The 19,282-nt window shown below is 71.3% G+C and carries 13 protein-coding genes; 11 read left to right on the top strand and 2 right to left on the bottom strand.

Going from position 1 to position 19,282, the window contains the following annotated elements:
* Positions 1 to 47 precede the first annotated feature (47 nt).
* Positions 48 to 3,677 carry a hypothetical protein gene (locus tag ACQPZZ_RS29640; protein ID WP_432924473.1) on the bottom strand — a complete coding sequence of 1,210 codons (3,630 nt, stop codon included), beginning with the start codon at positions 3,675 to 3,677 and terminating at the stop codon, positions 48 to 50.
* A gap of 306 nt (positions 3,678 to 3,983) precedes the next feature.
* Here ACQPZZ_RS29640 and ACQPZZ_RS29635 point away from each other — a divergent pair, with 306 nt between their 5' ends.
* Together ACQPZZ_RS29635 and ACQPZZ_RS29630 are read left to right on the top strand one after the other, a co-directional pair.
* A complete protein-coding gene (locus tag ACQPZZ_RS29635) occupies positions 3,984 to 4,301 on the top strand; it encodes a hypothetical protein (protein ID WP_432924471.1) in 318 nt (105 codons plus the stop codon).
* A gap of 310 nt (positions 4,302 to 4,611) precedes the next feature.
* Positions 4,612 to 4,899: a carbohydrate-binding protein gene (locus ACQPZZ_RS29630; RefSeq protein WP_432924469.1), complete on the top strand. Its 288-nt coding sequence runs from the start codon at positions 4,612 to 4,614 to the stop codon at positions 4,897 to 4,899.
* Positions 4,900 to 4,959: 60 nt separating this feature from the next.
* Here ACQPZZ_RS29630 and ACQPZZ_RS29625 read toward each other — a convergent pair whose 3' ends face one another.
* A complete protein-coding gene (locus ACQPZZ_RS29625; protein ID WP_432924467.1) occupies positions 4,960 to 5,283 on the bottom strand; it encodes a DUF1330 domain-containing protein in 324 nt (107 codons plus the stop codon).
* A gap of 289 nt (positions 5,284 to 5,572) precedes the next feature.
* Here ACQPZZ_RS29625 and ACQPZZ_RS29620 point away from each other — a divergent pair, with 289 nt between their 5' ends.
* The 9 genes from ACQPZZ_RS29620 (at position 5,573) to ACQPZZ_RS29580 (ending at position 19,251) form a co-directional block, all read left to right on the top strand.
* A complete protein-coding gene (locus tag ACQPZZ_RS29620; protein WP_432924465.1) occupies positions 5,573 to 7,084 on the top strand; it encodes a serine/threonine-protein kinase in 1,512 nt (503 codons plus the stop codon).
* 2 nt (positions 7,085 to 7,086) lie between these two features.
* On the top strand, positions 7,087 to 8,469 hold the full coding sequence (locus ACQPZZ_RS29615) for a serine/threonine-protein kinase (RefSeq protein WP_432924463.1): 1,383 nt from the start codon (positions 7,087 to 7,089) through the stop codon (positions 8,467 to 8,469).
* A gap of 658 nt (positions 8,470 to 9,127) precedes the next feature.
* Complete coding sequence (locus ACQPZZ_RS29610; RefSeq protein WP_432924462.1) at positions 9,128 to 10,690, top strand: hypothetical protein; 1,563 nt, start codon at positions 9,128 to 9,130, stop codon at positions 10,688 to 10,690.
* Between the two features lie 65 nt (positions 10,691 to 10,755).
* The gene (locus ACQPZZ_RS29605; RefSeq protein ID WP_363643141.1) at positions 10,756 to 11,010 is read left to right on the top strand and encodes a hypothetical protein; all 255 of its coding nucleotides are present in this window, start codon (positions 10,756 to 10,758) and stop codon (positions 11,008 to 11,010) included.
* A gap of 482 nt (positions 11,011 to 11,492) precedes the next feature.
* A complete protein-coding gene (locus tag ACQPZZ_RS29600; protein ID WP_432924460.1) occupies positions 11,493 to 12,704 on the top strand; it encodes an ROK family protein in 1,212 nt (403 codons plus the stop codon).
* 196 nt (positions 12,705 to 12,900) lie between these two features.
* The gene (locus ACQPZZ_RS29595; protein WP_432924458.1) at positions 12,901 to 13,827 is read left to right on the top strand and encodes a TolB family protein; all 927 of its coding nucleotides are present in this window, start codon (positions 12,901 to 12,903) and stop codon (positions 13,825 to 13,827) included.
* Between the two features lie 314 nt (positions 13,828 to 14,141).
* Complete coding sequence (locus ACQPZZ_RS29590) at positions 14,142 to 16,973, top strand: glycoside hydrolase family 3 C-terminal domain-containing protein (RefSeq protein WP_432924456.1); 2,832 nt, start codon at positions 14,142 to 14,144, stop codon at positions 16,971 to 16,973.
* Complete coding sequence (locus ACQPZZ_RS29585) at positions 16,970 to 17,971, top strand: LacI family DNA-binding transcriptional regulator (protein ID WP_432924454.1); 1,002 nt, start codon at positions 16,970 to 16,972, stop codon at positions 17,969 to 17,971. The genes ACQPZZ_RS29590 and ACQPZZ_RS29585 overlap by 4 nt, the downstream gene beginning before the upstream one ends.
* The gene (locus ACQPZZ_RS29580; RefSeq protein ID WP_432924452.1) at positions 17,968 to 19,251 is read left to right on the top strand and encodes a GH1 family beta-glucosidase; all 1,284 of its coding nucleotides are present in this window, start codon (positions 17,968 to 17,970) and stop codon (positions 19,249 to 19,251) included. The genes ACQPZZ_RS29585 and ACQPZZ_RS29580 overlap by 4 nt, the downstream gene beginning before the upstream one ends.
* Positions 19,252 to 19,282 lie beyond the last annotated feature (31 nt).

Here is a 19,282-nt window from a genome sequence, read left to right as displayed (position 1 = left end):
GCACCCTCGCGCCACGGGGCGTACCCATGAGCGGCCGGTGTGCCCCGTTACAGGGGCAGCCGGAGCTGGAACTTGTTGGACATGGACGTCTCGTTCTGCTGCCAGATGTTCACGGGCACCAAATACCACTCATAGACGTCTCCCCTGTCACCGGGATAGGCGTCGAGCGGGCCGATGGTCCTGGGCGGCCCGAAGCTCCAGTCCCAGGGCCACTTGCGCTTCGCCTTCTCGGTGACGTTGTACTCGTAGATCTTGTAGCCCACGTCGGGGCCGACGGCGTTCCAGTTCAGCTCCACCCAGCCCCACGCGGTGTTCACGATCTTGCCGGTGAGTCCGGTGGGCGCCGGGATGTAGGGGCATCCCGCGTGGTCCTTCTGCCTGTCGGCGTCGCTCTGGTAGTCCCAAGAGTTGTAGTAGCCGTTGTCCGCCGCCACGGTGGCGGCCTTGGTGACGATCTTCGGGCCGGAGTCCGCGGCCGCGGCCGGCGCGGCCGGCGCGGCCGGTTGCCCCGTGGGCGGCGGCGGGATCCTGACGCCCCGGCCCGCGCGTACGTCGTCCGCCGGACCGTTGGACAGCGCCTCGGCCCCGGACGTGCCCGCCTGCGTCCGAGGTGCGACGGGCGCCCGGGCTGCGGTGGGGTCGAACGAGGCCGTGGGCACGTCGACGAACCTGGCGCGGTAGATCTTGGGCACGTAGTCGATCTCGGGGCGGCAGCCGATGTTGACGCCCGTCGAGTTGACGTTGTACGAGATCACCACGCTGTCGCCGCTCGTCGACAGGCCCTTGTGGACGTGCAGGTCGTAGATCAGCTTGAACTCCGGTGCCTGGCCCACGTTCTCCGGCGGGGTGTAGAGGGTGACCCTGGAGGTGGAGAAGCCCCACCGGGTGGTGGAGGGATAGGCCACCATGGCGTGGGTGGTCGGATCGAGGGTCACGAGCCAGTACCGGCCGTTCAGGGTGATCACGCTGTACATCGGGTCGGTGTAGGCGGAGCTGAGCGGCACGGCCTGGGCCTGGCCCGTGGCGCCGCCGTCGCTGGTCCACTGCCCGCTTCCCTTGTAGAAGCGCCACGCGTTGAAGTCCGTGAGCTGGGCCTTCGGTACGCGGGCGAGGAAGGGCTTCTTGCGATTGCTGGAGTCGACCACCGCCCAGCCGTAGATGTAGGTCTTCCCGTCGGGGTCGTCGACCACGGAACTGCCCCAGATGATCGGGTTGTTGGACCCGTAGTAGCTGTGTTTGGGCAGGTCGACCGGTACGACGTTCACGACGCTTGAGCTGTCCAGCCTGCTGACGGGGATGATCGCCATGCTGGAGTTGAGGAACTCCAGGTTGCGGCCCTTCAGGTAGAACCAGACGACGTTGTCGCCGAGGACCTTGCCGGTGGCGCTCCAGTAGTACTCGCCCGCGGGGTCGTTGCCGGTCGTTGTCGACCGCACCGGGCTGTAGGCGTAGCGATCGGCGGCGTTGGGGATCGACGTGTCCCGCTCGCGGCAGGTGTTGCCGCCCGTGACGGTCCGCAGGCTCGCCGTCGCGGGATTCGCGCCGTCCTGCACCACGATGGAGTTGCGCAGGATGCTCTTGTCGAAGGTCGGGCGCAGCGCCCCGTCCCCGAGGTAGGTGTCGGAGAAGAACCACGCGCGCCGCCCGCTGGGCAGCAGCACCGACTGGGTGCCGTCGGCCCCGCTCCAGTTCGCGCACATGGTGTCGTAGCCGGTGCGGTCGGCGTGACGGGCCCACATGGCGTTCAGGGCGGTGTCGGGACCGGCAGGGGTGGTGACGATGCCGGACGTCAGCGAGGCCGTCCACATGACGGGTTGCAGCTGGGCGATCGTCACCGCCGCGTTCTCGGACAGGTCCGTGCGGGTCACGATGAGGGTGGCCACCTCACCGCCCTTGATCGGTACGGACAGGTCGTGTTCCGCGGGATCGTCGTTGCCCTTCGCGTCGGCGCGGTCCCAGCGCAGCGGATTCCTGCTCGTCAGGTTGTCCCACACCACCAGCAGGTAGTGGAACTCGGCGGCGGAGTCGGTTCCGTGCTGGTCCGGGGCGTTCACGTGGACCTTGAGCTGGCCCTGCCCGGTGCCGCCCGGAGTGAAGTCGTAGTACTGGGTGCCGCCGGGCCGCAGCCACAGGTCGGTGTTGAGCGGGCTGAAACTGGCCGACGACCCCCAGACCATGGACTTCTCGGAGGCCCGTGCCGGACGGGAGCCATAGCCCGCCCTGCCCAGAATGCCCTGCCAGGCCAAGTACGCGTCGTCGTCCTGGTACCCGTCGTCGGCGCCCACGAATTCCGAGAGAGCCGAGGACGGCGACGTCAGCCGGTAGTTCGCCACTGCGAAGCCGAGGAGCTCGGTCGAGGGATCCCGGCCGTAGCCCCGCAGGACGTTCGAGATCGCGGTGATCGGATACCGGTCGGCCATCTCCTGCCAGGTGCGCAGCACGAAATTGAAGTCGGTGCGTTCGATCAGGTATTGGGCGAGGACGAAGGCGCCGTACTGCCGGCTTCCCCCGAGGCCGTCATTCGCGTTCACCGCGTCCTGGGGTTTGCCGAGGAAAGCGGTGACGTTTCGCGCATACTGTCTCGACCCGGCGTCCGTCGGGCCCGTCTGCTCGTACACCTGGTGCGTGGCCCACTCCGCGGTGGCCTCCATCCACCAGTTGATCTCGTGTACCGCGGCGATGAAGTGCCAGTTCGACATGTAGTGGTACTGGAACGCGTGGAAGAGCTCGTGGCGCGGCAGGTACGTGTACCAATCGGAGGTGCCGGCGCTGGCCCCGGGATCGTGGGACATCAAGATGATCGGGTGGTCGTTGAACATGTCACCGGTCTGAAAGGTGACCCCGGGATTGTCGAAGGTGTCCACCCCGACGTACACGTCGATCACCGAGCCGGTCACCTGGTAACCCCAGTTCCGGTATTTCTGGAACGCGGTGATCAAGGAGGCACTCATCGTGTTCGCGGCATCGGGGATCTTGTCGCCGTCCTGGTCGACGGCGGGCAGGCCGGGCAGCGCGACCCATATGCTCTCGCCCTTCACCTGCTGCCAGTATCCGCTGACTCCCTGGATGTTGTAGTGCACCTGAATCGGCGGGGTCGTGGAAATGGTATGACGGCAGTCGAATCTGTAATCCAGCCATGAATAGTCGGCGTCGCATTCGCCCCACGCGAGGGCCGCCTGGGAGGCGCCGGCGGTCGCCGTCGGCGGCGTGACGGTCCCCTCCAGACGCTCCTTCACCCACGTGCGTGTCTCGGGCGAGGCTTTGTCGGCGAGGGAGAGCGCGTATCCCAAGGCGAGGCCGGCTGATTCCGGGAGCTTCTTGTCCGGCTTCAGCTCTTCAGGGAGTTCGTCGGGCCGGGAGAGTCGTTGCAGCGAGTAACGGAGGTAGTCGTCCACCGAGAGCTTGCCCTTGGCCCAGGCCGCCGAAATCTTGTCATCGGGTCCGAAATCTGGTCGCTTGTTCTTTCCGGATGGCTCGCGTTTCGGCGGCGTACTGTCCACCCGGTGGTATGGCAGTTCGCCGGTGGGCGGAGTTTCGGTCGCCGCCGGTGCGGCGGGCTCCGGAGAGGGAGTGGTCGCGTTCGCCGCGGGGACGAAACACCCCGTGAGCGCGACACTGATTGCGAGCGCGATGGCCGCGATGCGCCCGACGAGGTGTTTGTGGGGGGGTAGTGACACAACCCATCCTTCGTACGAGCCGACAAAACGGACTGATGCTAACAATCGGAATGATCGTAATGAAAGATCTTGTCGGTGTTCGAACCGCATCCGGTCAGACACCAGCCGATATCCGGCCGACGGTAATTACCATCGCGTAGCACCTCCGAGTGGCCTCTTTCGGATGCGGGCCGTCGTGCCCTGTGGCGAAGCCTTTTCATGTCCTAAACTGGCTTCCGGGAATTCTCGCGACGCGGTGGAGCGGTGCTCGTCCGGAGTCGCTGCCTCGCCGGCAGGGGCCCGGCGGGGATGGGAGAGTGAGCGGCGATGGGCGCGCGGAGAACGGCGGTCGCTCTGTCGCTCGCGAGCGTCGTGCTGGCTGCCGCGACTGCCTGCCAGCCCCGGGAGAGTCGTTATCTGCACATCGAAAACCGGCTGCCGGAGCCGGTGTCCGTGCGGTGGATACATGAGAAGGACCGCAGCATCGATGTCGGTCCGGGTGAGGAGTTCGACCTCCGGGTGGGCGATCCTGGCTGCTTCATGATGCCGGACGAGGACGTGCTCGTCGCGACCACGCGGAGCGGCAGGACGATCACCTTCGGCCCTTCCGCCTGCATGGGCAAGAGGTGGACCATCGCCGGATAAGCCGGCCCGGCACGATCACGCGGCTGAGGGGTTCGCCGATCGCGGGGACGGTGCGGAAACGGTCGGGTGAAGGATCACGCTTTCGCTATTCTCCCCGATATGGCCGAATCGCTGGGGGGGACGCTGGCCTCGCGCTACCACCTGCTGCGCCCGCTGGGCTCGGGTGGCATGGGCACGGTGTGGCTCGCCAGGGACTCCGTGCTCGATCGCGAGGTGGCGATCAAGGAACTACGCCTCCCGGAGGGGCTCGGCGAGCGCGAGCGGGCCGAACTCATCGCCAGGGTCATGCGCGAGGCCGAGGTCACCGCCCGTGTCCGGCACCCCGGGCGCGACTGGCGGCTGGATCGCGTTCAAGGACGTCCGGCTCCGCAAGCCCCGCACGGTGACGGCCGGGGTGGCCTCCACGGGCGGCGGGTCCGTCGAGGTGCGTCTCGGCTCGCCGACCGGCGCCAGGGTGGCCAGGATCCCGGTCGCCGCGACCGGCGGGGTCTACACCTGGGCCACCGCGACCGCCCCGGTGTCCGGCGCGAACGGCGTGAAGGACGTCTATCTGGTCTTCACCGGTGACGTCCGGATCAAGGATCTCGCCCTGAGCTGAGGCTCCGCCGAGAACAACGGACGCCCCGCGCGCACGCGCGGGGCGTTCCCCGTCGCGGGGTCAGCCCGCCAGCACGTCCGTCGCCTTGTGGTCTTCGTCCACGCCCTCGATGAGCACGGCGTCTCCGGAGGAGTTGCGGGTGCGCAGCGGGAGGATCTCCTGGTAGGCGGGCGACCGGTACCACGCCCTCGCCCTGCCGAGGTCGGGGAACTCGATGACGATGAGCGTCTGCTTCCAGGTGCCTTCCAGCACCTCGGGCTCGCCGCCGTGGATGATGAAGCGGCCGCCGAACGGCTCCAGCGTGGCGTCGATGCGCCGCAGGTACTCCACGATGTCATCGCCCAGGTTGACGTCGCGGAGCTGGGCGATGGCGTAGGCGGTCATGGGTCCCTCCAATGCTCGGGTGCGGAGCGCCGGTGTGGTGCGTCCTCGCGTGTCTTGAGCATCCCGCGGAGGGGTCGCGAAGACGATGACGCGTGAGGTAATCGGTTCGCCGTGTAGCCAGGACTACACGCCCACTCCCTGCCGGCTCTCGTCCTGCGTGTCCACATACGACGAGGTCCGCTTGTCGGGGGGCACGGAGATCCGTCCCGGACGGCTCGTGCCACCACGGTCACAGCGACGGTGACGAAACGGTCGGGCGAAGGATCACGCTTTCGCTATTCTCCCCGATATGGCCGAATCGCTGGGGGGGACGCTGGCCTCGCGCTACCACCTGCTGCGCCCGCTGGGCTCGGGTGGCATGGGCACGGTGTGGCTCGCCAGGGACTCCGTGCTCGATCGCGAGGTGGCGATCAAGGAACTACGCCTCCCGGAGGGGCTCGGCGAGCGCGAGCGGGCCGAACTCATCGCCAGGGTCATGCGCGAGGCCGAGGTCACCGCCCGTGTCCGGCATCCCGGGATCGTCGCCCTCCATGACGTGCTCCTGCAGGACGGCAGGCCCTGGATCGTCATGGAACTGCTCCACGGGCACGACCTCTCCCGGCAGATCGCGGCGTACGGGCCGATGCCGTACCGGCAGGTGGCCGACCTCGGCGCCCGTGTGCTCGACGCGCTGTCGGCCACGCACGCGCAGGGCGTGCAGCACCGGGACGTCAAACCGGGCAACGTCTTCCTGTCCGCCGACGGCCGGGTAGTCCTCACGGACTTCGGCATCGCCCGCCCGGCCGGCCAGGCGTCGATCACCGAGGCCGGGCTGCTGGTCGGTTCACCGGGATTCATCGCGCCGGAACGGCTCGCGGGGGAGTCCGGCGGTCCGGCCGCCGACCTGTGGTCGCTCGCCGCCACCCTCTACACGGCCGCCGAGGGCGTCGCCCCCTACCAGGGCTCGCACTCCGAAGTGATCCGGGCGACCCTCACCCAGGCTCCCCGCCCGCCGGTGCTCGCGGGGCCGCTCGGCCCGGTGCTGACGTGGATGATGGCGCGCGATCCGGCCGGCCGCCCGGACGCGGCGACCGCGGTCGGGCTGCTGCGGCAGATCGCCGACGGCGCCGTCCCGCATGTCGGCCCTCGCCCCGGCATCACCGTCGAGCCGCCGCGGCGGCGCACCGTCTGGTGGCGGGTCGCCGCGGGGGCGGCCGTCGTGGCGGCCGCCGTCGCCCTGGTCATCGTCCTGCGGCCCGGCTCCGACGGCCCGGCCGTCGCCCGGCCTGCGGGCGTCTCACCGACCTTCACCCGCGCCGTGGACCTGTGCCGGTCGTTGTCCGCCGCCCAGGTGCGGGGGCTTCTGGGCGCCCCGGCGCAGGCCCGGCCGGGGAAGACGAGCTGCCAGTGGACCGTCACGGGCTCCGGCGTCGAGCTGAGCGCCGAGACAGACTCCGACACCCCCGAGCCGTGGGGACTCGACACCGCCGCGGCGCGCACGCTCATGGAAGGGCTGCACAGGCAGTACGCCTCGGGACCGCGCGACGTGAGCTGGCTCTGGTACGAGATCGGCCTCGACCAGAGGACCCAGGCCATCGAGACGGCCGGACGGGAGACGCCGGGCGTGGCCGATGAGGCGTTCGCCGTCGACCTCACCACGCCGGAGGGCAGGGCACAGGCCGCCTACGTGTACTTCAGGCTCGGCGACCTCGTCGTCCGGCTGCGGTACGCCGACCTCGACACGACGTCCCCTGCCGCCCTGCGCGAGCGGGCGGTCGCGGCGGCGGCGTCGGCGGCCGAGGGCCTGAGGGGGCTGGTCTAGCCGTGGACCTGCTCGCCGGACGGTACCGGCTCGCCGAGCCGCTCGGTGAGGGCGGCGGCGGCACGGTCTGGCGCGCCCACGACGAGTTGCTGCGCCGCGAGGTGGCGATCAAGCAGATGCACGTCCCGCCCGGGCTGGACGATCGGCAGCGCGCCGACTTCCTCGGCAGGGCAGTCGAGGAGGCCCGGGCGGCCGGGCGGCTCACCCACCCGTCCATCGTGACGATCCACGACGTGGTCGGGCACGCGGGGCAGCCGTGGATCGTCATGGACCTGGTGCCGGGCCGCTCCCTCGACAAGATCATCCGTGAGGACGGGCCGCTTCCCTCCGAGCGGGTGGCCGAGATCGGGCTGGCGGTGCTCGACGCGCTGGAGACGGCCCACGCCCGGGGCATCCTGCATCGCGATGTGAAACCGGCCAACGTCCTCATCGGGCCGGACGGCCGCGCCCTGCTCACCGACTTCGGGATCGCCGCGCCGCTCGGCGGCGCCGGGAACTCCTGGCAGAGCTCGGCGGGATCGCCCAGCTACATGGCCCCGGAACGGTTCCGCGACGAGCCGGACGGCCCGCCCTCCGACCTGTGGTCGCTCGGGGCCACGCTCTACACCGCCGTCGAGGGGGAGCCTCCCTTCCAGCGCAGCATGGCAGCCGCGCTCGTCGCCGCCGTCCTGCTGCACGACCCCCGGCCGATGACGCGGGCCTCGCGGGTGCTCGCGTGGATCGTGCTCGCGCTGCTCGACAAGGACCCGGCGCGCCGTCCGCCGCCCGAGGTTGTACGGCAGGCTCTGCGGGCCGCCGCCGCGCCGCCCGCGCCCGCTTCCACCGCGCGGCCCGCCGGCAGGTGGAGGTTGGCCGCCGTGGCCGGTCTGGTGACCGTCGTCGGCCTGGCGGCGGGCCTGGGCGCCTGGTTCCTCGTGTCCGGGCGGCAGGACGGTTCCGCGCGGTTCGCCGCGGTCCCGGACGCCTGCCGCAGCCTGACCACGGCGCAGATCCGCGACCTCCTCGGCGCCGCGCCCCGCGCGGAACCCGCCACCGAGGGGCGATGCGCGTGGAACGAGCACACCACCGGCCGTGAGGGGGCGATCACGGTCGCCTACCGGCTGCCGGCCGGCGGGGACGGCGAGGCGGCGGCCTCCCGCGACCTCGCGGCGGAGCGGGCCGCCCGGGCCGCCGCATCGCGCGACCGGCCCGGCATCGCCGACGAGGCCTTCACCTGCGACTCCTCCGACCCCGCCACCGGGACCACCGGGGCCACGGTCTGGTTCCGCCTCAGCAATCTCATCGTCGAGGTCGCCTATCGGCGTGCCGGTGACCCCTCGGTCACCCCGGCCGACCGGCGCACCGCCGAGCGCGCCGCCGAACTCGTCGGCATCGGGCTCGGGTGACCTCCCGACCGTAGGAGACGATATGACCAGCGGTGACGACGCCTCCATCGAGCCCGGCGGGTCCCCTCCCCAGGACCCCCGGCAGCAGGGCACGCCGCCGTACCCGCCGCAGGGCCCACCGCGGGATCAGGATCGTCCGGGTGTTCCGCCCTACCCGGCGCCGTACGGCCCGCCGCCCGGCGCCCGGCAGGGCCCCCAGCCCGGATCCCCGTACGGCCCGCAGGCAGGTCAGCCGCTCCAGCCGGGTGCTTATCCCGGCCCTCAGCCGGGTCAGCCGCTCCAGCCGGGTGCTTATCCCGGCCCTCAGCCGGGTCAGCCACCTCAGCCGGGCGCTTATCCCGGTCCTCAGCCGGGTCAGCCACCTCAGCCGGGCGCTTATCCCGGTCCTCAGCCGGGTCAGCCACCTCAGCCCGGTGCTTATCCCGGTCCTCAGCCAGGTCAGTCACCTCAGCCGGGCGCGTATCCGGGCGCCGCACCCGGGGGTCAGCCCGCCCCGCGGGCTCATTCCGGTCAGAATCCCGGCGGCCAGCCTCAGCCTGGCCAGCCTTGGCCCGGTGAGCAGCCTGGTGCGTATCCGGGGGTGCCCGCCGGTCAAAGGTGGCCGCAGGCGACGCCTGCGGCCGGGCCGCCGCCGCATTCGAATCCCTATCCCTATCCGATGCCCGGCGGGCAGGCCGCCCCGCCGCCCGGCCCACAGGCACAGCCGGGCCCCTACTCCGGCCCCTACTCCGAGTCGTACTCCGGGCCCTATTCGGGCCCGAACCCCGGGCCGGGCGGTCAGGGCGGTCAGCAGGGGCAGGGCTGGCAGGCGCCGACGCCGCCCCCGCCCGAACTGTGGCAGATGCCGACCCAGCCCTCCGCGCCGGCGCGGAGGGGGTGGGTGCTGCCGGTGGCGGCGGTCGTGGCCGTGCTGGTGATAGCCGGCGGCACGTTCGCGTTCATGTCGGTGCGCCAGACAGGGTCGACGCCCCGTGCGGCGGGTTCGACGGCGGCGGTGCCGGCCAAGAAGTCGGCGTCGGCCGCGCCCGAGACGGCGAACGCCGACGTGTGCGCCATGCTCGACCCCGACGAGGCCGAGCGCCTCGTGCCGCAGGCGACGATCAATTCCTCGACGAACGACAACCGCGGCGACAGCCTCGTCAGCTACGTCCGCTACACGTGCTCCTGGTCCAACCGGAACATCTCCTACAAGGACGTCGTCCGCAGCCGTGGGATCACCTTGAACGTCTCGAAGTACGAGGCGCTCGGGACGACCACGGCCCAGGAGGCGGCGAAGATCCAGTACAAGGGTGAGCTCAGCCAGTACAAGTACGGCGCGACCCACTCGGACAAGGAGCACTACTACTCGGTGCCCAAGGAGTTCCCGGGCATCGGGGAGGAGTCGGTCGCGCGCTACCAGTGGACCCGGGAGGGGAAGCAGTACTGGTACTCCTTCGGGGAGGGAGCCGGCCGCGTCGGCGACGTCGTCTTCCAGGTCAAGTTCGAGGCGAGCCAGAAGAAGAAGGAGGCGGACCTCCTCTCGACCGAGACCACCCAGTCGATCACCGAGGAGAACGCCCTTCGCGAGATGAAGGGCCTGCTCACGCAGGTCGCGAAGTCGGTGACCGCATGGCGGGCCGGGCAGCCGCTGCCTTACCACGCGCGTCCCAAGCCGAGCCCCACGCCGTCGCCCTCGCCCACCCGGATCCCGCTGCCGCAGTCGTGCCTGAGTCTCAAGGCGCTGGCGGCCACCCTGGTGCCGCAGACCGAGGGCGTGGCCGTGCGGAACAGGGAAGGCAACTCGACCGTCACCCAGTGCCAGTGGTGGAACGACAAGCTGCCGCTCGAAGGGGGCAAGGTCCGGTGGCGCAACCTGCGCGTCGCCGTCCACTCCTTCTGGGACGCCCAATCCGCCCGCTACTACCTCATCGACCAGCGCTCGAAGTCCAAGTTCACGGCGAGCAGCCGGATCGGCGGCATCAGGTGGGGCAAGCTCGAGAAGCTGACCGGCATCGGGCAGGACGCGTTCGGCCAGGCGATCAGCCAGCGCACCGACACGGCCCAGTCCAACCGGTATGAGATCTACGCGCTCGACGGCAAGAACGTCGTGTGGGTGCTGATGGGGGGAAGCGACCGTCCGGAGAACACGCCGATCAACGCGTCCGACTCGGTGCTCATGAACGCAAAGGAGGCCGAAGCCGGGGCGAAGTCCGTGGCTGAAGCGCTGCTTGACGCCCTGTGAGCCGGTGTTCGCACAGGTTTGCGCGGGTATTTCCCCCCTCGACCGCGAGTCGACGGGGGGAAACCATGGCTACCTGTGAAGTCTGCGGCAACGATTACGACATGGCCTTCGAGGTGCACACTCAGGGGGTGGTGCACGTCTTCGACAGCTTCGAGTGCGCGATCAGCAGGATGGCGCCGGTGTGCGAGCACTGTGGGTGCCGCATCGTGGGCCACGGCTCCGAATACGACGGCCGCTGGTTCTGCTGCGCGCACTGCGCCCGGGAGTCGGGTGCGACCAGAATTGTCGACAGAGAGGTCACGGGTGCCGTGGCCCGTTAGAGGTACGGATCACCTTGACGATCGTGGGGGCCTTCGAGCGGGACGCACACCCGCGAGAGGGCCCTCATGTCGTATGGCCACGCGTCCGCCGTACCGGCCTGCGGCCGGGACTGAAAGGATCGGCGCTCTGCGTGCCTTCGCCGTCGCTCGTGCGGCATCCACCGTCCGGGACCGCCGCCGGTGACCGGGCGTGACCCCACCGCCCGCCCCGCCCCGCCCCGCGCCGCACCGGCCCCGCCCGGGCGCCCGCCCCTGGATTCGCATGACGCTCCACGGTAGGCTTTAGTTAGTTCCATAGCCAAACAAACGTCGGAGGGGCGAGTGCCACCAGGTTACCCGGGAGGCGCTGGGGCCGGTGGCCGGTGCCGAGCCGGGCGCGGAGCGGCCCGCGCGTCCGTGCGTGCCGCCATCCCGGACGCCGTTGCCGTGTCAAATTGCTCGCAATTGCGGCATGATGAGCCCAAGCGGGAACGGGGCGAACAGTGATCACATCGCACAACGGTCCACAGCCGGCCGACTTCACCGACGTGCGCGCGACCAACCTCGCCGTCGTGCTGCGGTTCGTGCGGGAGAACGCGCCCTGCTCACGCGCCGACATCGCCGCCACCACGGGCCTCAACAAGGCCACCGTGTCCAGTCTGGTCGCCGACCTCATCGACCGCCGCCTGCTGCGCGAGACCGGGCTGACCGAGCATCGCGTCGGCCGGCCCGCCACCATGCTCGTCCTCGACGGCTCGCCGTACGCCGCGATCGGCATCGAGGTCAACGTCGACTACATCACGGCGGTCGCCGTGGACCTCAAGGGCGAGGAGCTGCTGAACTGGCGGCGCTCCTTCCCCGGCGGGACCTCGGGCGCGGGCCAGGCGGTCGCCGCCATGGCGGCGCTCGCCCGGCGGGTCGTCAGCCGGATGACCAAGGAGGCCCGCCAGGTGCTGGGCCTGACCGTGGCCGTGCCGGGACTGGTGGACGTCAACGGCATCGTCCGGGTCGCGCTCAACCTGGGCTGGCGCGACGCCGACCTGGCGGGCGACCTCACCAAGGCGCTGCGGGACCCCGGCTTTCCCGTGCTCGTGGACAACGACGCCAACCTCGCCGCACTGGCCGAGCACCGGTTCGGGCCGCACCGCAACGCCGCCAACCTCGTCTACGTGACCGGTGAGGTCGGCGTGGGCGCGGGCATCGTCATGGACGGCAGGCTAAGGCGGGGCGGGCAGGGCTACAGCGGGGAGATCGGCCACATCGAGGTCGACCCCGCCGGTCCCACCTGCAGGTGCGGCCGGCGCGGCTGCCTCGAGTCCGTCGCCGGGATCGGCGCGATCCTCGCCCGCACGGCGCCCGACGCCTCGCCGTCCGAGCTCGAACTCGAGATCGACGATGTCGTACGGCGCGCCCGCAACGGCGAGCGGGACATCCTCGAACTGCTGGAGAACGTGGGACGCCATCTCGGCAGGGGAATGGCCGCGGTGGCCAACATGCTCAACCCCGAGGTCGTGATCCTCGGCGGCTACTACGTGCCCCTGGCGCCCTGGCTCGTGGCGTGCGCGGAGGAGGAGCTGTACGGCAGGGTGCTCGCCCCCGGCGGGGGAGGCTGCCGGCTGGAGGTGTCCACGCTCGGGTACGGCGCCGCCGCGCTCGGGGCCGCCGCGCGGGTGCTCGACTCGGTCGACTCCGGCCGCCTGCCGGCGCAGCGCTGACCGTCCCCTTCCGCCGCCGGCGATCGCCGCCGCCTCCTCGGGCCCTGCCCGTCCCCTGCCCGACGCCCACCGTCGCAGGGCGACCCATGCGCCCGGTGCACCCTTTCCCGCGGCAGGCGTACCGATGTCGCGCGGCGGCGAACCAGGCCGGGGTTCGAGGCGTCGAACAATGGCATCCTCAACGAATTGGGACATCATGAAGACACGCCTGTTCTCCGCCGCCGCGCTCTCCGTCGTGCTCACCGCCGCACTGGCCCCCGCACTGGCCGCCCCCGCGGCCAACGCCGCTCCGGCCGGCGTCTCCGCCGCGCCCAAGCCCCTCACCGGGGTCGCGGTCTACCTGTCGTACGGCAAGGGTTTTCCGATCAGCCGGTACGAGCCGGGAAAGGGCTTCACGAAGCTGGGCGCCATGCCGATGACGGGCCAGTTCTCCGCGTCCCCCGACGGCAGGAAGATCGCCTGGATCGCCGGCAACGGGTATGTGCGGGTCGGTGACGGCCGCACGGTCACGACCGCGGCCAAGGGCGCCGCGGCCGGAGGCCCGTGCAGCACCCCGGTCTGGTCGCCCGACTCCAAGCAGGTCGCGTACGTCGGGAAGGGCGGCTCCGACGCCGGGACCGTCTCGGTCGTCGGCGCGGACGGCAGGGGCCGCAGGAAGGCGGGCACGACCCTTGGGGTCTGCCACCTGGCGTGGTCGGCGGACGGCCGCTACCTCGCGGGCTACGCCGGGACGACCGAGGGCGTCTACCGCCTCGACGTGAGGACCGGCAAGGCGGTCAAGGCCAAGGGCGTCGACCTCGCCAACCACGTGCAGAGCCTCTCGCCCGACGGCACGAAGGTCGTCGTGGCGCCGCTGTCCAGGAACGCGGACGCGGGCGACGGCTCCTGGCCGAGCGGCTTCCGCCCGGCCGTGGTCGACGTCACCACCGGCAGGAAGGTCGCCATCCCGGTGAAGGGCTCGCTCATCGGCGCCTTCTACCTGCGGGACGGCCGCCTGGTCGTCCGGGTCGCCGGACGCGGCGCCAACACCCTGGTCGTGCTCGACGGGCACGGCCGGCAGGTGCAGCGCCTGACCGAGCCCGCCGCGGCCAGGCAGCAGGCGCTGCTGCAGATCGTCGGCTGACCCGAGCCTCAACGGGAAGGGCGGGCGCGGACCGGCCGGGACTCCCGGCCCCGCGCCCGCTTTCGCGTATGACGGGAGCGGACGCCGGTGTGAGCCGAGGGGAAACCGGCGCGGCGGAGGTCTTGACCTCAGCCGAGGATGAGGGCAATCTTCCGGATAAGCCCGGATTTACACGCCGGAAACGTGCGGTAACCCCTTCGAAGCGCTTCGACAGCGGCGCTTCCCCGACGGAACATGCGGATCCTCGCGACGCCCTGTGGGCGCGTTTTTCGGCAGGTCATCGAAGCGCTTCGACGCGAAGGGTAAGTCTCCAGATGAACGAACCGGCCCAAGACCCGGCATTCCGGAACCCCGCGCTGTCTCCCGCCGAACGGGTGGACGACCTGCTCGGCAGGCTCACACTCGACGAGAAGATCGGCCTGCTGCACCAGTACCAGGCGCCCGTGGAACGGCTCGGCCTGCGGCCCTTCCGCACCGGCACCGAGGCCCTGCACGGCCTGGCCTGGCACGGCCCGGCCACCGTGTTCCCCCAGGCCATCGGGCTGGCCAGCACCTGGAACCCTGACCTGGTCCGCCGGGTGGGGGAGGCGACCGGCGACGAGGTCGTGGCCTTCCACCACAAGGATCCACAGAGCGTGGGCCGCAACGTCTGGGCGCCGGTGGTCAATCCGCTGCGCGACCCGCGCTGGGGCCGCAACGAGGAGGGCTACTCGGAGGACCCCTGGCTGACCGGGGTGATGGGCACGGCCTACGCTGGCGGCCTGCGCGGCGGCCACTCCGTGCTGAAGACGGCGCCCACGCTGAAGCACTTCCTCGGCTACAACAACGAGACCGACCGGTGTGTGACCTCCAGCGGCCTGCCGCCGCGGGTGCTGCACGAATACGAGCTCAAGGCGTTCCGCCCGGCCGTCGAGTCGGGGGCCGCGGTGGCCGTGATGCCGTCGTACAACCTCGTCAACGGGCGACCGGCCCACCTGTCGCCGCTGATCGCCAGTCACCTGCGCGCGTGGGCGCCCGACGACATCCTCGTGGTGAGCGACGCGTACGCACCGGGGAACCTCGCGGGGATGCAGGGCTACCACAAGGACCTGCCCGAGGCGTACGCGCACGCGATCAAGGCCGGGCTGGACAGCTTCACCCAGGACGACGCCGACACCGCCACCACCCTGGGCCACATCAGGACGGCGCTCGGCCGGGGCCTGCTGACCGAGGCCGACATCGACGCCGCCGCCCGGCACGCGCTGTCGATCCGGGTGCGGCTCGGCGAGTTCGACCCCGCCACGCCGTACGACGACATCACCCAGGACGTCGTCAACAGGCCCGAGCACCAGCGGCTCGCGCGGGAGGCGGCCCGCCAGTCGATCACTCTGCTGAAGAACGACGGCCTGCTCCCGCTGACCGCCCCGCGGACGGTCGCGGTGATCGGCCCGCTCGCCGACGCGTTGTTCGAGGACTGGTACAGCGGCACGCTGCCCTACCAGGTGACGGCCCTGACGGGGCTCGCCGAGCGGTGCGAGACCGTCTACCACGAGGGCGTCGACCGGGTGGCGCTGCGCACCGAGGGCGGCTACGTCGGCGCGTCCGCCGACCCCGCGGGCGGGCCGCTCCACGTGGGCGGCGAGCGGTCCTGCTTCGACGTGTTCGACTGGGGCGGCGGGGCGTTCGCGTTCCGGTCCTGCGCCAACGGGCGGCACGTGGCGGCGGGCGAGGACGGCGTACTGGTCAACGACCAGCCCGGGCCGAGCGGCTGGGAGGTGCGCCAGACCTTCCGGATCGAGGAGCGGCCCCGGGGCGTCGTGCTGCGCAACATCTCCTCCGGCAGGTACGTCACCGTGGCCGACGGCGTCGTACGCACGACCGACGACCCCGACGCCGCGTCCGTGCTGTCCGTCGAACTGGTCGAGAGCGGCGCGGCCCGCGCGGCGGAGGCGGCGGCCCAGGCCGACGTGGCGATCGTCGTGCTCGGCGACCACCCGCTGGTGAACGGCCGCGAGACCGAGGACCGGACGACGCTGGCGCTGCCCGAACGGCAGGAGGCCCTGCTCAAGGCGGTCCACGCGGCCAACCCCGCCACGGTGCTGGTGGTCTCCAGCGGCTACCCGTTCGCGGTGACCTGGGCGCAGGAGCACCTGCCCGCGATCGTCTGGTCGGCCCACGGAGGGCAGGAGTACGGCCACGCGCTCGCCGCCGTGCTGCTGGGCGACGACGACCCGGGCGGCCGCCTCACCCAGACGTGGTACCGCTCGGCCGCCGAGCTGCCCGACCTGCTCGACTACGACATCGTCGCCTCCGACGCCACCTATCTCTACTACCGCGGCCGTCCGCTCTACCCGTTCGGGCACGGCCTGAGCTACACCCGCTTCGCGTACTCCGATCTCGAGCTGTCGTCGGCCGACCTCGCCGAGGGCGACACGCTGACCGTCCGGGTGACCGTGACGAACGCGGGCGAGCACGTGGGGGAGGAGGTCGTGCAGGTATACACCCACCAGCGGCGCTCCCGGGTCAAGCAGCCGCTGCGGCAGCTGCGCGGCTTCGTCAAGGTGCGGCTCGCGCCGGGCGAGAGCCGCACGGTGTCGGTGGACGTGCCGGTCGCCGACCTGGCCTTCTGGGACGTGACGCGCGGCCGGTTCGTGGTCGAGGACGCCGCGCACAAGGTGCAGGTGGGCGCCTCGTCGGGCGACATCCGGCTGTGCGCGCCGTTCCGGGTGCGGGGCGAGCGCATCCCGCCGCGTGATCTGACCTCGGGGCCACTGGACGCGGCCGACCACGACGAGTACGACGGTGTGGTGCTGTGCGACGCCGCGCTCGACTCCGGCGACGCGGTCCGCTCCTCGTCGCCCGGATCGTGGATCGCGTTCCGCGACTGTGATTTCGGCGAAGGACACTCCGCCGACGGGGGCCTGTCGGCGTGCGTGCTCGCGGTGTCGAGTGACGAGGGCGGGGTGGTCACGTTACGGCTCGACGACCCCCTGAACGGCGAGGTCGCCGGCGCGGTCAGCGTCCCGCCCACGGTGAGCAGGCACGATTTCGTCGAGGTGAGCACCCCTCTGGCGGGAGCCGCCGGAGTGCGCGATCTTTATGTGGTGTACGAGAGCGAGGGGGTCACGGTGAGCGGGCTGGGTTTCCTTATGGGGCTGCGCCCGTGAGGACCGTGACGATCGCCGATGTCGCCAAGCACGCGGGGGTCGCCGTCTCCACGGTCTCCTACGTGCTGAGCGGCAAGCGGGCGATCTCGGCGACCACCCGGCAGCGGGTCCTGGACAGCGTGCGGGTCCTCGGTTACCACCCCAACGCGGGCGCCCGCGCCCTGGCGAGCAAGCGCGCGAAGGTCATCGCACTGGTGCTGCCGCTGCGGGCCGGCATGAACCTGCCGGTCCTCATGCAGTTCGCGACCTCGGTCGTCACCACGGCCCGCCAGTACGACCACGACGTGCTGCTCATGACGGCCGACGAAGGGGCGGACGGGCTGCACCGGGTGGCGGCCAGCGCGCTGGTCGACGGGCTGTTGCTGATGGACGTGGAGATCCACGACCCCCGGGTGCCGCTGCTGCGCAAGCTCGCCGAGCCGAGCGTGCTGATCGGTTTCCCGGCCGACCCCGAAGGGCTGACCTGCGTCGACCTCGACTTCGCCCGGGCCGGGGCGCTGTGCGCCGATCACCTGGCCGATCTCGGGCATCGCGAGATCGCGCTGCTCGGCGCGCCGCGCGTGGTCTACGAGCGCGGCACGGGCTTCGCCGAGCGGACGATGGCGGGCTTCGTCGAGGCGGCCGGGCGGCACGGCCTGGAGGCCGACGCGCGGCCCTGCGAGGAGTCGTTCGACGAGGTGCACGCCGCCGTGAAGCTGCTGCTCGACGAGCGGCCGCGGCTGTCCGGGCTCGTCGTGCACAACGAGGCGGCCGCCGGCCATGTGCTGGGGGCGTTGCGGATCCTCGGCAGGCGGGTGCCCGAGGACGTCTCGGTGGTGGCGATCTGCCCGGACGACATCGCCGAACGGGCCAGCCCCGCGCTGACCTCCGTGCTCATTCCCGCCGAGGACGTCGGCAGGCAGGCGGTCCGGCTGCTCATGGCGAAGCTGGAGGGCCAGGCCGTCCCCGAGTCGACGCTCCTCGAACCCCGGCTGACGATTCGCGAAAGTTCACGATGATCTCATTTCCCGACGGCTTCCTGTGGGGCGCCGCGACCGCGTCGTACCAGATCGAGGGAGCGGTCCACGCCGACGGCCGTGTCCCGTCGATTTGGGACACCTTCTCCCACACTCCCGGCATGGTCGCCGACGGCCACACCGGTGACGTCGCCTGCGACCACTACAACCGCTATCTCGAGGACGTCGAGATCATGGCGTGGCTGGGGCTGAAGGCGTACCGGTTCTCGGTGGCCTGGCCGCGCCTCGCCGACCTGAGCTTCTACGACCGGCTCGTCGACGCCCTGCTCGACAGGGGGATCACGCCCGTCGCGACGCTCTACCACTGGGACCTGCCGCAGACGCTGCAGGACGAGGGCGGCTGGGCCAACCGCGACACCGCCTACCGGTTCGCCGACTACGCCGCCGCCGTGCACAAGCGCCTCGGCGATCGCGTCGCCACCTGGACGACGCTCAACGAGCCCTGGGTGTCGGCGTTCGTGGGGTACGCCTCGGGCCGGCACGCGCCCGGCGTGACCGACCCGGCCGCCGCGTTCGCCGCCGCCCACCACCTGATGCTCGCGCACGGCCTCGGCGTGCAGGCGCTGCGGGCGGGAGGCGCGGAGTCGGTCTCGCTGACGCTGAACCTGACGCCGATCCTCGGCGACGCCGAGCCGGCCCGCCTGATCGACGGGCTGGCGAACCGGCTCTTCCTCGACCCCGTGCTGCGCGGGGAGTACCCCGCCGACGTCCTCGCCCACCTGGAACGTTTCACCGAGGTCGACCTGGACGACCTGCCCACCATCGCGCAGCCGATCGACGTGCTCGGCGTCAACTACTACACGGTCAACCGGGTCGTCGCCGACCCCTCGTCGGAGGGGCATGCGGAGTATCCCGGCAGCGAGGGCATCGCCTGGGAGGACCCGCACGGCGAGGTCACCGAGATGGACTGGGAGATCAACCCGGCCGGTCTCGAGGACCTGCTCGTACGGCTGTCGCGCGACTATCCCGGCACGCCTTTGATGATCACGGAGAACGGCGCCGCCGTCCCCGACGGGGTGGCCGACCCCGGCCGCATCGCCTACCTCGACGCCCACTTCCGGGCCGCCCGGTCGGCCATGGACCGCGGCGCCGACCTGCGCGGCTACTTCGTGTGGTCGCTCATGGACAACTTCGAGTGGGCCCGGGGCTACCACAAGCGGTTCGGGCTCGTCCGCGTCGACTACGACACGCTGGAGCGCACACCGCGCGACAGCGCCCGGTGGTATCGCGAGGTGATCGCCCGGGGCGGCCTGGCGGACTGAGCGGACTGAGCGGACTGAGGGGCCACGCCCC

This window comes from Microbispora sp. CA-135349 (assembly GCF_050947365.1).
Taxonomy (GTDB): Bacteria; Actinomycetota; Actinomycetes; order Streptosporangiales; family Streptosporangiaceae; genus Microbispora.
This window is presented reverse-complemented; position numbering and strand designations above follow the sequence as displayed.

What these genes read in the sequence shown, in the direction of transcription:
- ACQPZZ_RS29595 (WP_432924458.1), top strand. Translation starts at nt 12,901, where the DNA reads ATGAAGACACGCCTGTTCTCCGCCGCCGCGCTCTCCGTCGTGCTCACC.
- ACQPZZ_RS29580 (WP_432924452.1), top strand. Translation starts at nt 17,968, where the DNA reads ATGATCTCATTTCCCGACGGCTTCCTGTGGGGCGCCGCGACCGCGTCG.
- ACQPZZ_RS29635 (WP_432924471.1), top strand. Translation starts at nt 3,984, where the DNA reads ATGGGCGCGCGGAGAACGGCGGTCGCTCTGTCGCTCGCGAGCGTCGTG.
- ACQPZZ_RS29625 (WP_432924467.1), bottom strand. Translation starts at nt 5,283, where the DNA reads ATGACCGCCTACGCCATCGCCCAGCTCCGCGACGTCAACCTGGGCGAT.
- ACQPZZ_RS29590 (WP_432924456.1), top strand. Translation starts at nt 14,142, where the DNA reads ATGAACGAACCGGCCCAAGACCCGGCATTCCGGAACCCCGCGCTGTCT.
- ACQPZZ_RS29610 (WP_432924462.1), top strand. Translation starts at nt 9,128, where the DNA reads ATGCCCGGCGGGCAGGCCGCCCCGCCGCCCGGCCCACAGGCACAGCCG.
- ACQPZZ_RS29620 (WP_432924465.1), top strand. Translation starts at nt 5,573, where the DNA reads ATGGCCGAATCGCTGGGGGGGACGCTGGCCTCGCGCTACCACCTGCTG.
- ACQPZZ_RS29605 (WP_363643141.1), top strand. Translation starts at nt 10,756, where the DNA reads ATGGCTACCTGTGAAGTCTGCGGCAACGATTACGACATGGCCTTCGAG.